The 13,331-nt window shown below is 73.3% G+C and carries 11 protein-coding genes and 1 pseudogene; 9 read left to right on the forward strand and 3 right to left on the reverse strand.

All coding sequences use genetic code 11. The annotated features are described in order from the left end of the window. The 3 genes and pseudogenes from DEJ17_RS17935 to DEJ17_RS17005 all read left to right on the forward strand — a co-directional run. Positions 1-546: pseudogene (locus DEJ17_RS17935) on the forward strand (gfo/Idh/MocA family oxidoreductase); the annotation flags it as partial. A gap of 44 nt (positions 547-590) precedes the next feature. Next, a complete protein-coding gene (locus DEJ17_RS17000) occupies positions 591-4,487 on the forward strand; it encodes a Pls/PosA family non-ribosomal peptide synthetase (protein WP_110895545.1) in 3,897 nt (1,298 codons plus the stop codon). 14 nt (positions 4,488-4,501) lie between these two features. After that, positions 4,502-5,830, forward strand: coding sequence for a M1 family metallopeptidase (locus DEJ17_RS17005; RefSeq protein WP_258366880.1), 1,329 nt, complete (start codon positions 4,502-4,504; stop codon positions 5,828-5,830). A 21-nt stretch (positions 5,831-5,851) separates the two neighbouring features. Here the strand turns inward: DEJ17_RS17005 and DEJ17_RS17010 are convergent, their stop codons facing one another. Beyond that, positions 5,852-6,121, reverse strand: a complete 270-nt coding sequence (locus DEJ17_RS17010; RefSeq protein WP_110895548.1) for a helix-turn-helix domain-containing protein — start codon at positions 6,119-6,121, stop codon at positions 5,852-5,854. A 32-nt stretch (positions 6,122-6,153) separates the two neighbouring features. On the opposite strand from DEJ17_RS17010, the gene map reads away from it, so the two are divergent. Then, on the forward strand, positions 6,154-6,921 hold the full coding sequence (gene map / locus DEJ17_RS17015; RefSeq protein WP_110895566.1) for a type I methionyl aminopeptidase: 768 nt from the start codon (positions 6,154-6,156) through the stop codon (positions 6,919-6,921). On the opposite strand, the gene DEJ17_RS17020 is transcribed toward map, so the two are convergent. Beyond that, positions 6,905-7,459, reverse strand: coding sequence for a 4'-phosphopantetheinyl transferase superfamily protein (locus DEJ17_RS17020; RefSeq protein ID WP_181421269.1), 555 nt, complete (start codon positions 7,457-7,459; stop codon positions 6,905-6,907). The two genes, map and DEJ17_RS17020, sit on opposite strands and share 17 nt — an antisense overlap. A gap of 72 nt (positions 7,460-7,531) precedes the next feature. Continuing rightward, a complete protein-coding gene (locus tag DEJ17_RS17025) occupies positions 7,532-7,723 on the reverse strand; it encodes a hypothetical protein (protein ID WP_146245409.1) in 192 nt (63 codons plus the stop codon). A 296-nt stretch (positions 7,724-8,019) separates the two neighbouring features. On the opposite strand from DEJ17_RS17025, the gene DEJ17_RS17030 reads away from it, so the two are divergent. From DEJ17_RS17030 to DEJ17_RS17050, 5 genes are all read left to right on the forward strand, one after another. Beyond that, positions 8,020-9,945 carry a YgcG family protein gene (locus tag DEJ17_RS17030; RefSeq protein ID WP_181421270.1) on the forward strand — a complete coding sequence of 642 codons (1,926 nt, stop codon included), beginning with the start codon at positions 8,020-8,022 and terminating at the stop codon, positions 9,943-9,945. A gap of 89 nt (positions 9,946-10,034) precedes the next feature. Continuing rightward, a complete protein-coding gene (locus DEJ17_RS17035; protein ID WP_110895557.1) occupies positions 10,035-10,760 on the forward strand; it encodes a PspA/IM30 family protein in 726 nt (241 codons plus the stop codon). 44 nt (positions 10,761-10,804) lie between these two features. Beyond that, positions 10,805-11,626, forward strand: coding sequence for an arginase family protein (locus DEJ17_RS17040; RefSeq protein WP_110895559.1), 822 nt, complete (start codon positions 10,805-10,807; stop codon positions 11,624-11,626). 55 nt (positions 11,627-11,681) lie between these two features. Continuing rightward, complete coding sequence (locus DEJ17_RS17045; RefSeq protein ID WP_110895562.1) at positions 11,682-13,085, forward strand: NAD(P)/FAD-dependent oxidoreductase; 1,404 nt, start codon at positions 11,682-11,684, stop codon at positions 13,083-13,085. Positions 13,086-13,087: 2 nt separating this feature from the next. Next, a partial coding sequence (locus tag DEJ17_RS17050; protein ID WP_110895564.1) for a Fe-S oxidoreductase occupies positions 13,088-13,331 on the forward strand: 244 nt, incomplete at its 3' end.

A 13,331-nucleotide genomic window follows, 5' to 3' on the forward strand; every position in this document is an offset into this window, starting at 1 on the left:
GACCCGGACCCGGCGGACCGGATGTTCGACCCCGCCGCCGGTGGGGGTGCGCTCCTCGACGCCGGTGTGTACGGGCACTGGTTCGCACGGTTCGCCACCGGCGCCCCGGTGACCAGCAGCACGACGGGGGCGGTCTCGGATCGCGGGGTGGACCTCCAGTCCGTCACCGTGTCGACGGCGGAGGGTGGCGCGCAGTCGGTGGTGGCCACGTCGATGACGGCGTGGACGCCGGGGCTGGCGGTGATCGCCGGGAGCCGGGCGACGGTCCGGTACACCGACCACTTCGTGTTCCCGGCGTCATTCGCGGTGCACCACCGGGGTGGGGAGGACCACTGGGAGGAGCCGACGGGGCTGCGGGGTCGTCAGGGACTCGTGTGGCAGGCGGCATCGCTCGCGCAGTACGTGGCGGACGGCCGCACGGAGTCCCCGGTGCACTCGCTGGACGACTCCGTCGGGATCGCGACGGCGCTCGACGCGGCACGTGCGGCGCTCGACCCGACCGGTGGGGCACCGTCCGTTCCCGAGCAGGACACCTCGACCCCCTAGGATCACGGGCCGGTCGTCCCGCACGCGACCGGGAAGAGGCCTCGATGACCACCGGCACCGGGAACGCGCAGCTCGAACTCGCCCGCGGCGGCGACGCACCCGCCCCACGGACCCTGTTCGACGTCCTCGCCGCGACCGCGGCGACGCATCCCGATGCGACCGCCCTCGAGGACCCCGCCGGCAGCGTCGACTACGCCACCCTGCTCGACCTCGTGCGCGCCCAGGCCGACGACCTCGCCCGCCGCGGTGTCCGACGGGGCGACCGGGTCGGGGTGCGGATCCCCTCCGGCGGACGTGACCTGTACCTGTCGATCCTCGCCGTGCTCGCCGCCGGAGCCGCGTACGTACCGGTCGACGCCGACGACCCCGAAGAACGCGCCACCCTGGTGTTCGGCGAGGCCGGTGTCGTCGGGGTGATCGGCGCGGGCGGTGTCCTGCGCGACCGCGACGGCAACGAGCTCCCGGTGACGGACCCCGCGGCGAGCGCCGGACTCCCCCGTGAGACCGACGACGCGTGGATCATCTTCACATCCGGGTCGACGGGTGTGCCGAAGGGTGTGGCGGTGACGCACCGGTCGGCTGCCGCGTTCGTGGACGCCGAGGCTCGGATGTTCCTGCAGGCGGCGCCGATCGGTCCGGCTGACCGGGTGCTGGCGGGTCTGAGCGTGGGGTTCGACGCGTCGTGCGAGGAGATGTGGTTGGCGTGGGGGCACGGTGCCGCGTTGGTGCCGGCGCCCCGGTCGTTGGTGCGGACGGGGGTGGACCTGGGGCCGTGGCTCATCGCGCACACGATCACGGTGGTGTCGACGGTGCCGACGCTGGCGGCGTTGTGGCCGGACGATGCGCTGGAGCAGGTGCGGCTGGTGATCTTCGGTGGTGAGGCGTGCCCGCCGGAGCTGGCGGCGCGCATCGCGAGTCGTGACCGTGAGGTGTGGAACACGTACGGGCCGACCGAGGCGACGGTGGTGGCGTGCGGGTCCCTGCTCGACGGGAGCCAGCCGATCCGGATCGGCTTGCCGTTGGACGGGTGGGACCTGGCGGTCGTCGATGCGTCGGGGGCCCGTGTTGCGCCCGGAGGCGTCGGCGAGCTGGTGATCGGCGGGGTCGGGCTGGGGCGGTACCTGGACCCGGCGAAGGACGCGGAGAAGTACGCGCCGTTCCCGGAGCTCGGGTGGGAGCGGGCGTACCGGAGCGGGGACCTGGTGCGCTACGAGCCCGAGGGGCTGGTGTTCCAGGGGCGTGCGGACGACCAGGTGAAGCTCGGTGGCCGGCGGATCGAGCTCGGGGAGATCGATGCGGCGCTGCAGGCCCTGGACGACGTGGCGGGTGGTGCCGCGGTGGTGCAGCGGACCCCGGCGGGCAACCAGGTGCTGGTCGGGTACGTGGCCCCGGTGGCCGGGGCGACGGTGGACGTGGCTGCGGCGAACGCCCGGTTGCGGCAGGAGCTGCCGGCGGCGCTGGTGCCGTTGGTGGCCGTGGTGGAGTCGCTGCCGACGCGGACGTCGGGCAAGGTCGACCGTGCGGCCCTGCCGTGGCCGTTGCCGGGGGCCTCGGACGCGGCGATGCTGCCGGACACGGTGGCGTGGATCGCCGAGCGGTGGTCGGCGATCCTCGGGGTGCCGGTGGCGAGCGTCGACGACGACTTCTTCGCGCACGGCGGTGGGTCGCTGACGGCGGCGCAGCTGGTGTCGGCCATCCGGGAGCGGTTCCCGACGACGACGGTGGCGGACGTGTACGACCACCCGCGGATCGGGGCGTTGGCGGCGGCGCTGGACGAGTCCGGCCCGGTGGCGACATCGTCGCGCGAGGTGTCTCCGGTGCCCCCGTCGACGGGGCTGCTGATGACGCTGCTCGGGCTGCCGGTGCAGGTGCTCCGGGGGCTGCGGGTGCTGACGTGGACGGCCCTGGTGGCTGCGGTGCTGCACGCGACGACGCTGCCGTTCCTGCCGGTGCTGCCCTGGCCGGTGCTGGTGCTCGCGCTCCTGGTGTTCGTGACGCCGATCGGCAAGATGGCGCTGACGGTGGTTTTGGCGCGGCTGCTGCTCGCCGGGGTCCGGCCGGGGTCGTACCCCCGCGGTGGTCCGGTGCACCTGCGGGTCTGGCTGACCGAGCGCATCGCCGAGGCGGTCGACGGCCCCTCGACCGCGGGTGCCCCGTGGATCAGCTACTACGCCCGGGCACTCGGGGCGCGGATCGGCAGGGACGTCGACCTGCACACGCTGCCGCCGGTGACCGGGATGCTCACGATCGGCAAGCGTGCCTCGATCGAGCCCGAGGTCGACCTGGCCGGGCACTGGCTCGACGGCGACGTGTTCCACCTGGGGCACGTCCGCATCGACGAGGACGCCGTGGTGCGGAGCCGGACGACGCTGCTGCCCGGGGCGCACGTCGGTGCGGGTGCCGAGATCACGGCGGGTTCCGCCGTCGGCGGCTCGGTGCCGGCGGGCGAACGCTGGGCAGGGGCGCCGGCGGAGCGCACCGGGTCGGCTCGTGACGACCGGGAGGCCCGTCCTGCGACCCGTCGACGTTGGCTGCTCGCGTACGGGGCCGGGTCCCTGGCCGTGGCCGGGTTGCCGGTGGTCGGTGTCGCGGTCGGGCTGCTGGTCGCCCTCGCCCTGGTCGGGCGGGCGTCGACCCTGGGCGACGCGGTGCTGCGTGCGCTGGTGACGGTCCCCCTGGCGACGGTCGTCGCCGGTGCGGTGTACGCGCTGCTCGTGGTGGTCGCGGTTCGGCTGCTCGGCATCGGCCTGCACGAGGGGCGGCACCCGGTGCGCTCCCGGATCGGCTGGCAGGTGTGGTCGACCGAGCGGGTGCTCGACGCGGCACGCACCCTGCTGTTCCCGCTGTACGCCTCGCTCGTGACGCCGGTGTGGCTGCGGCTGCTCGGCGCCCGGGTCGGTCGGGACACCGAGATCTCGACGGTGCTGCTCATCCCGGCGTTGACGCAGATCGCGTCGGGGGCGTTCCTGGCCGACGACACGATGGTGGCGACGTACGAGCTCGGCGGCGGTCGGGTGCGGATCGGTCGCTCGAAGGTCGGCCGTCGGGCGTTCCTCGGCAACAGCGGCATGACGGGCGCCGGACGCTCGGTGCCGCGCGAGGCCCTGGTGGCGGTGCTGTCCGCGGTGCCGAAGAAGGCCAAGCGCGGGTCGTCGTGGCTCGGGTCGCCCCCGGTGCGCCTGCGGCGTGCGGCGACGGAGTTCGACGAGGCGCGCACGTTCCGTCCGTCCAGGCGACTCAAGGTCGCCCGCGGGTGCTGGGAGCTGCTGCGCCTGGTCGGCCCGATGGTGTCCGCCGCCATCGCGCTCGGCGTGGCCGGAGCACTGCTGGCGCTGTGGTCGGCCGTCGGGATCGGGTGGACGGTGCTGCTCGCCGGTCCGGTGCTCATCGCGGCCGGTGCCGTCGCCGCGGTGGTGTCGACGATCGCGAAGTGGACCTTCGTCGGCCGGATCACCGCCCGGGAGCACCCGCTGTGGTCGTCGTTCGTGTGGCGCAACGAGGTACAGGACACCTTCGTCGAGACCGTCGCCCGGCCGTGGTTCGCCGAGCAGGCCACCGGCACCCCGGCGCTGGCCGTCTGGCTGCGGAGCCTCGGTGCGACGATCGGCCGCGGCACCTGGCTCGAGACGTACTGGCTGCCCGAGGCCGACCTGGTCACCATCGGGTCGGGGGCGTCGGTGGCGCGCGGGACGGTCGTGCAGACGCACCTGTTCCACGACCGTGTGATGCAGCTCGACACGGTCCGGCTCGACGCGGGTGCGACGCTCGGGCCCCACAGCGTCGTCCTGCCCGCGGCGGGCATCGGTGCCGGGGCGACCGTCGGGCCCTCGTCGCTCGTGATGCGGGGCGAGCAGGTGCCGACGGGTTCCCGCTGGTCCGGCAACCCGATCGCTCCGTGGACATCGGCAGCACCGTCGGTGACCGCCCCACCGGCGCCATGAGGTTGACTGTCCCCGTGCCCTCCGATCCCGCCGCTGACCCGTACACCCCGCACAGCGGCGACCGACGGTGGAGCGCCGAGCACTACGAGCTCCGTCTCGACTACCGCGTCGCCACGAACCGCCTGGACGGCACCGCCACGATCACCGCGCGCGCCCTCGAGCCGCTCGACAGGGTGGTGATCGACCTGCACGGGCTCACGGTCGACCGGGTGGACGTCGACGGGCGCCGGGCCAAGAAGGTCTCGACCGCGACGCACAAGGTGACGGTCACCCCGGCCGACCCCATCGCCACCGACACCGTGTTCAGCGTGCACCTGCGGTACCGGGGCACCCCGCACCCCGTCCGGAGCGCGTGGGGCCAGCTCGGCTGGGAAGAACTGTCCGACGGCGTCATCGTCGCGGCGCAGCCCACGGGAGCACCGTCGTGGTTCCCGTGCAACGACCGCCCCGACGACAAGGCTACGTACCGGATCGAGATCGCGGCCGAGGCGGCGTACGACGTCCTGGCGAACGGGGAGCTGCTCGCCAAGGAGCGCGACCGCGTCGGCACCCGCTGGACCTACGCCACCACCGAGCCGATGGCGACGTACCTGGCGACCGTGCAGATCGGCCGGTACCGCACCACGAAGCTGCGCACCGGCGGAGTACCCGTCACGCTGCACCACCCCGCCGACCTCGCCGCCGCCGCGAAGACCGACTTCGGCCAGGTGCCGGAGATGCTCGCGCTGTTCACCGACCGGTTCGGCCCCTACCCGTTCGCGGCGTACGGCGTCGTGGTGACCGACGACGACCTGGAGATCCCGCTCGAGGCGCACGGGCTGGCGGTGTTCGGCCGGAACCACGTCGACGGCGAGCACGGCACCGACCGCCTCATCGCGCACGAGCTCGCCCACCAGTGGTTCGGCAACTCCGTGACGGTCACCCGGTGGCAGGACATCTGGCTGCACGAGGGGTTCGCCTGCTACGCCGAGTGGCTCTGGTCGGAGGACCGCGGCGACGACACCGCCGACCAGCTGGCCGAGCGGTACCGGCAGGGACTGCTCGAGCAGCCGGAGGACCTGGTCGTCGGCGACCCGGGTGCGAAGGACATGTTCGACGACCGCGTCTACAAGCGCGGCGCCCTCGCCCTGCACGCCGTCCGCCGCACGACCGGCGACGACGCCTTCTTCACCGGGCTGCGGAGCATCACCGAGCGGCACCGGCACGGATCCGTCTCCGTGCCCGACGTGCTCGGTGCGTTCGCGGACGCCACCGGCCGTTCCGTCGCGGACGTCCGTGCGGTGACCGGACCCTGGATCGACGAGACGTCGGTGCCGGCACTGCCCGCGCCGCGCGTCGGCTAGCAGGCGCCGCCGCCGCGTCGGCTAGCCCGCGAGCTCGCCGTCGGCCGGGTCGCAGGTGACCTCGGACCACACTGCGTCGAGCGACAGCCCGACCACGCCCGCGACCGACGCGATCGTCGAGAACGCCGGCGTCGCGATGCGGCCGGTCTCGATCTTCCGGAGTGTCTCCGGCGAGATCCCCGCGGACAGGGCGGTGTCCACGATTGATCGCGGACCACGCGCACGGCGGAGCAGCGCACCGAGGCGACGACCGCGCGCGACCTCGTCGGGGCGGAGTGGGAGACGGACCATGCCCACATAGTAATACCGGTATGATCATCCGTGTGATCGAGATCCTGACCCCCGCCGAGGTCGACAAGGGCCGCGCCACCGGAGCCCTCGTCGGCACGATCCTGCAGACCCTGCGCGATCGCACCCGCGTCGGCACGAACCTGCTCGAGATCGACCGGTGGGCGAAGCAGATGATCGAGGCCGCTGGCGCCGATTCCTGCTACGTCGACTACGCGCCCTCGTTCGGCCGCGGTCCGTTCGGCCACCACATCTGCACGGCCGTGAACGACGCCGTGCTGCACGGGCTCCCGCACGACCAGGTGCTGCGCGACGGGGACCTGCTCACCCTCGACCTCGCGGTGTCCCTCGACGGCATCGCCGCGGACGCCGCGATCAGCTTCGTCGTCGGCACCCCGCGCCCCGAGGACCTGGCGCTCATCGACGCCACCGAACGGGCGCTGGCCGCGGGCATCGCCGCCGCCGGACCCGGTGCGCGCATCGGTGACCTGTCCCACGCGATCGGCACCGTGCTGGAAGCCGCCGGCTACCCGGTGAACGTCGAGTTCGGCGGGCACGGCATCGGCTCGACCATGCACCAGGACCCACACGTGTCGAACACCGGGCGCCCCGGTCGCGGCTACACGCTCCGGCCCGGGCTCCTGCTCGCGCTCGAACCGTGGGTCATGGCGGACACCGACCTCCTGGTCACCGACGCCGACGGCTGGACCCTGCGGAGCGCCACCGGAGCACGGACGGCGCACACCGAGCACACGATCGCGATCACCGAGGACGGCGCCGAGGTGCTCACGCTCCCCCGCTGACCGTCCCGACCACGTCGACGGACAGGCCACCCGCCGCGACGACGAGCACCACGTCCGGCGCGGGGTACAGCACGGTGAGCGGTTGTCCGTCACCCTCGAAGCGCGCGGTGCCGGCGGCCACGTCGACTTCCACCGCGAGCGGATCGACGCGCAGTCCGCGTCCGTCGCGTTTCAGCACGGCCTCCTTGGCCGCCCACGCGGTGGCGAGGAGCGCGGGGTCCCCGTCGGCTCGACGGAGTTCGTCCGGGGTGAACGCGTCGAGCGACGCGGCAGCGACCCGCGACACCCGTTCGACGTCGACGCCGAGCGCCGACGGTCCGACCGCGAGGGCGACGACCCCCGCTGCGCGCGACAGGCTCACGCCGACCGTGGTGCCCGCGACGGTCGCCCACGGACGACCGTGGTCGGTTCCCGCACAGTGCGGGCAGACGCGCCCCGCGCGCACCGCGACCGACTCGACGCCGGTCGCCGACGCGACGGCGGCGACGAGGGCCTCCCGGTCGTCCGCGCGGTCAGCGGCCGGCGTCCGGAGCGTCACCGTGACGGTCTGGAGGCGCGACCCACCGACCAGGGCAGCGCCCGTCGGTCGTGTGGTCGCGCCCAGGGCGGATCAGGCGTGCGTCAGCGCGATGAGCGCGACGTTCATGGTGCTGTACAGCCCCTCGGAGCGGGTCGCCTGGCGAACACGTCCGCGCAGGACCTCGTAGCGGCCGTCGTGCTCGCGCACGAAACCGATCACGCCCGTCGCCGGAGTCGACACCCGGTGGTAGCCGTCCTCGAGCGGGACGACCTCGGTGCTCATGGTGCGTTCCATCGTTCTTCCCCTTCCGTTCATCCTCGAACAGTGGCGCCAGCATACCCCGGTACGGGGGACAAGACGTCCACAGGAAGCACGGTCCGGAGCGTTCCCCCAGAGTCTGTCCGTGTCCCTGCGTGGCCTGGATAGACTCCGGGCGACAGCGCACTCGTGGCGCGGTCCGGTGCGGTGCCACGGGGTACCGACCGGCGACGGACGGAGGACGGATGCGAGCGGTCCAGCACGGATCGGGCACGGACGGATCGAGCGGGCACAGGGGGACAACGCGGCTGTGGAGCCGTGTGACGGCCGCCCTGGTCGCGATGCTCATCGTCCTGGCTCCGGCAGCGACCGCCCACGCCACGGCGCCCGTCGACCTGGGCGGCGCGTACGTCCTCGACGAGGCCGACGCGCTGACCGCATCCCAGCAGTCGAAGGTCGAGCAGGCCGTGCAGGACCTGTACTCCGAGACCCAGACGCAGCTGTTCGTCGTGTTCGTGCCGTCCTTCACCGACCCCACCGACCACACCGAGTGGGGTCGGGCCGTGCTCGAGCAGAACCAGATCGACACCGACGGCATCCTGCTCTCGGTCGCGGTCGACGAGCGCAACTACGACGTCCAGCAGACGAACGAGACCGCGATCTCCTCGTCCGACGTGGAGAACGCCGTCAACGACTCGCTGCTCCCCGAGCTCAAGCAGGGCGACTGGTCCGGCGCCGCCGTGGCCTTCGCCGACGGGCTGACCCAGTCGCAGGCCCCGGTCGACCTCACCTCGCTGTGGATCCTGCTGCTCGTCGTGGTCGTCGGGCTCATCGTCGTGGTCATCGTCATCCGGACCCGCAACAAGCGCCGCACCGCCGCAGCGACCAAGGCGCAGGAAGCCTCGCTCGCCGACCTCGAACGCACCGCCGGCGGTGCCCTGGTCACCATCGACGACGAACTCCGCACCGCCGAGCAAGAGGTCGGGTTCGCGAGCGCGCAGTTCGGCGCCGACGCCGCCAAGCCCTTCGCCGACGCCGTCCAGGCCGCTCAGCGCGAGGTCCGCAAGGCCTTCACGATCCGGCAGCAGCTCGACGACGAGATCCCCGACACCCCCCAGCAGCGCGCCGAGTGGGCGAACCAGATCATGGTGATCTGCGAGCGCGCGCACGCCGCGATCGAGGAGCAGACCGAGGCGTTCGACCAGCTCCGGTCGCTCGAGGACGGCATCGAGGACGCAGCCGCGTCGCTCGCCCAGGCCGTGGCCGCCGCACCGGCCTCGGTCGGAGCCGCCGCCGCTGCACTCGACCGCGTCCGCGCCCGCTACACCGGACGCACCCTCGCGACCGTGGCGAACAACGTCGACCAGGCACACCAGGTGCTCGCCTTCGCCACCGAACGCTCGAACGCCGCCACCGCCTCCATCGCCGCCGGTGACAAGGGCGAGGCCGTCGTCGCCGTCCGTGACGCCCAGCACGCGCTCGCCCAGGTGCAGCAGCTCACCGACGGTGCACTCGCCGCCGAGCAGTCCTTCGACGAGGCCACCGCCCGCGCCGAGGCGATGCGCATCGACATCCAGGGCGACGTCGCCGCCGCCCGCAGCCTGCGCTCGGGCGGGCCGGACCTCGCCGCCGCCGTAACCCGCGCCGAGGCCGTGCTCCGCCAGGGGCTCGACCCGAAGGACCCGGTGGCCGCCGTCGACGCGCTGACCCGCGCGAACACCGAGATCGACCAGGCCATCGCCGCAGCGCGGGGTGCCGAGGAACAGCGCCGACGGGCCACGCAGGCGCTCGACGCCGCACTCCGTGACGCCCGCAGCCGGATCAGTCAGGCCCGCGACTACGTCTCCCTGCACCGCGGCGGTATCGGCCCGACCGCCCGGACCCGGCTGTCCGAAGCGCAGCGCGCCTACGACGACGCGGTCGAGCTCGCGCCGAGCAACCCCGGTCAGGCGCTGAACGCCGCACGCGCGGCCGAGCAGTACGCCGCCGCCGCCATGGACGCCGCGAACGACGACCTGGGCGGCTGGGGCGGCGGCCAGGGCGGTGGTGGCGGCGCCCAGCTCGGCGGGCTCGTCACCGGCATCGTCCTCGGCGGCCTGCTCGGCGGTCGCGGCGGCAGCTACGGCGGCGGTTCCTTCGGGGGCGGCGGCTTCGGCGGCGGCGGGGGCTTCAGCGGCGGTGGCGGCTTCGGCGGAGGCGGCGGTGGTGGCGGCGGCGGCGGCTTCTCCGGCGGCGGCCGCTTCTGACCGGTCGCCCGGCCGCACACCACGAACTCGACACGACCAGACACGACCCGGCACCACCCTCCACAGGACTTCCACGAAAGGGAACAGCAATGGCCAAGCAGACAATCTTCGGACGCATCTCCACCCTCGTGCGCGCGAACATCAACCAGATCATCGACGACGCCGAGGACCCGCAGAAGATGCTGGACCAGCTCGTCCGCGACTACACGAACAACATCGCCGACGCGAAGACCGCGATCGCGCAGACCATCGGCAACGTGCGCCTGCTCGAGCAGGACCACGAGGAGGACAAGAAGGCCGCGGTCGAGTGGGGTCAGAAGGCCGCCAACGCCTCCACCGCCGCCGACAAGTACCGCGCCGAGGGCAAGTCGGCCGAGGCGGACAAGTTCGACAACCTCGCCAAGATCGCGATCGGCAAGCAGATCGCCGCCGAACAAGAGGTCAAGGACGCCGAGCCGAACCTGGCGTCGCAGAACGAGGCCGTCGAGAAGCTCAAGACCGGCCTCGCCGGCATGGAGCAGAAGCTCGAGCAGCTCCGCGCGAAGCGGGACAACCTCGTCGCCCGCTCGAAGACCGCCGAGGCGCAGTCCCGGGTCAACGACGCGCTCGGCAACATCGACGTGCTCGACCCGACGAGCGACCTCGGCCGCTTCGAGGAGAAGGTCCGCCGCGAAGAGGCGAAGGTGCTCGGCCAGCAGGAGTTGCAGTCGTCCAGCCTCGACGCCCAGTTCGAGAGCCTCGAGGACGTCGGCAAGGACGCCGAGGTCGAAGCACGGCTCGCCGCGCTCAAGTCCGGCGGATCCTCGAGCATCTGACGAACGCCCTGACGACGCCGGACCCCAGCTGACAGACTGAGACGATGCACTTCCTCGTGGTCGGTCAGTGGCAGGGTTCGGCGTCGTCGCGCGCGATGCGCCTGGGAGACGGTGCGTCGGCGATCGCAGCCGACCTGCCCCGGGCGTCCACGACCGTGGTCGACGTCCCGGCCGGAGCGGGTGACCGCCTCGAGACCGCTGTCGCCCGCTACACCTCGGTGCTCGCCGTCGCCGAACGCGTCGCGGAAGAGACGGCCGTCTCCACCGAACCGGTGCTCGTCGTCGGCGGCGACGGCGCCAGTGTCCTCGGCGCGACCGCCGCCCTCGCACCGGACACCGCGTTCGTCCGCATCTCCGGGTCCAGCGGGTACCGTGCGCTCAACCGGGCCCAGCCAGTCGCCGCCGAGACCGCCGCCCTGCGCCTGCTGGTCGACCGCCCCGACGACCTGTTCCCCGGCCTGCCGGTGGTGCCGTCGTCCTCGGTCGTCGTCGCCGGGGTCCGCGGGGTCGAGGACGCCGAACGGGCCGCCCTCGACAAGGCCGGGATCGTGCACCTCGACGTGGACGCCGCCACCCCGGACGCCCTCGCCGCAGCGGTCGAGCGGACCGGCGCCTCATCGGTCTTCGTGCACGTCGACCTCGACGTCCTCGACCCCTCCGAGGTCGACGGACTCCTCGAACCCGTGCCGTTCGGCCTCGACGGCGCAGCGCTCGTCGAGCGCATCCAGGCCGCGACCCGCGGCCGCCGCCTCGTCGGCGCGGCGCTCACCGGCTTCGCCCCCGTCGACCCGGACCGGGCGGTGGACGACCTCGGCGTGATCCTGCGCGTCGTCGGAGCGGTGACCAGCGCCTCCCGGGTGGGCTGACCACGGGCACGACGCGACCGGCGGCCCCCCTGCCGGTCCGCGTAGGCTCGGCAGCATGACGGACTACGACCTCATCGTGATCGGAGCCGGCGCTGTCGGCGAGAACGTGGCGGACTACGCCAGGAAGCGCGACCTGTCGGTCGCGATCGTGGAGGCCGAGCTCGTCGGCGGCGAGTGCTCCTACTGGGCGTGCATGCCCTCGAAGGCGCTCCTGCGCAGCGGACACGCCCTCGCCGCCGCCAAGCGGCTCGACGGTGCGAAGCAGGCCGTGACCGGCACGCTCGACGCCGCCCACGTGCTCGCCCGCCGCAACTCGTTCACCTCCGACTGGAAGGACGACAGCCAGGTCTCGTGGCTCGAGTCCGCCGGGATCGACCTGATCCGCGGGCACGCCCGCATCACCGACCCGAAGACCATCGACGTCGACGGCGAGACGCACACCGCGCGCGCCGCCGTCGCGGTCGTCACCGGTTCCCTGCACACGCTGCCCCCGGTGCCCGGTCTCGCCGAGGCGAAGCCGTGGGGCACCCGCGAGGGCACGAGCGCCCAGCAGGTCCCCGAGAGTCTGCTCGTCATCGGCGGCGGCGTCTCCGGCTCCGAGCTCGCGACCGCGTGGGCGTCCCTCGGCGCGAAGGTCACCCTCGTCGCCCGGCACGGTCTGCTCGGCGGCATGGAGCCCTTCGCCGGGGAACTCGTCGCCGACTCCCTGCGCGAACTCGGTGTCGACGTCCGCACCGGCGTCAACCCGGTCCGGGTCGACCGCGACGAGCACGGCCTCGTCACGACCGAGCTCGACGACGGCACCACGGTCATCACGAGCGAGGTGCTCGCGGCCACCGGTCGTGCCGCCCACACGCGTGACCTCGGGCTCGAGACCGTCGGCTTCACCCCCGGCGAGTGGCTCGACGTCGACGACACCATGCTCGTGCACGGCACCGACTGGCTGTACGCCGTGGGTGACGTCAACCACCGCGTCCTGCTCACCCACCAGGGCAAGTACCAGGCCCGTGCGGCCGGCGAGGCGATCGCCGCCCGGTACCAGGGCACGCCGCTGCACACCGAGCCGTGGGGCGCACACGTCGCCACCGCCGACCACGCCGCCTCGCCGCAGGTCACCTTCACCGACCCCGAGGTCGCGAGCGTCGGCCTGACCGAGGAGAAGGCCCGCGAGCAGGGGCTGAACGTCCGTGCGGTCGAGTACGACCTCGGTGCGATCGCCGGGTCCTCCCTGCAGGCCGACGGCTACACGGGCCGCGCGAAGATGGTCGTCGACGAGGACCGCGGGGTCGTCGTGGGCGTCACGTTCGTCGGCCAGGACGTCGCCGAGATGCTGCACGGCGCCACCGTCGCCGTCGTGGGCGAGGTCCCGATCGACCGCCTGTGGCACGCGGTGCCGGCCTACCCGACGATGAACGAGATCTGGCTCCGCCTGCTCGAGACGTACGGCCGCCCGGCCTGAGCGTGCGCAACCCGCTGCTCGACTCCCCCGTGTCCCGTGCGGGGTGGGTGTTCGCGACCGCCGTCGGGCTCGCCGTGGGCGTCCCCCTGTCGACCGGGCGGATCCGGGTGGAGGACGGGCTCGTGGTCTGCACGGGGCTGCCGCGCTGGGTCTTCCGGCGCGGCGGCACCTGCGTCGGGTCGGTGTACCTGACCCGCGACAACGACGGCCCGGGGGTGCTCCGGCACGAGCGGGTGCACGTCGAGC

The sequence above is a fragment of the Curtobacterium sp. MCSS17_011 genome, from assembly GCF_003224275.1.
GTDB lineage: Bacteria > Actinomycetota > Actinomycetes > Actinomycetales > Microbacteriaceae > Curtobacterium.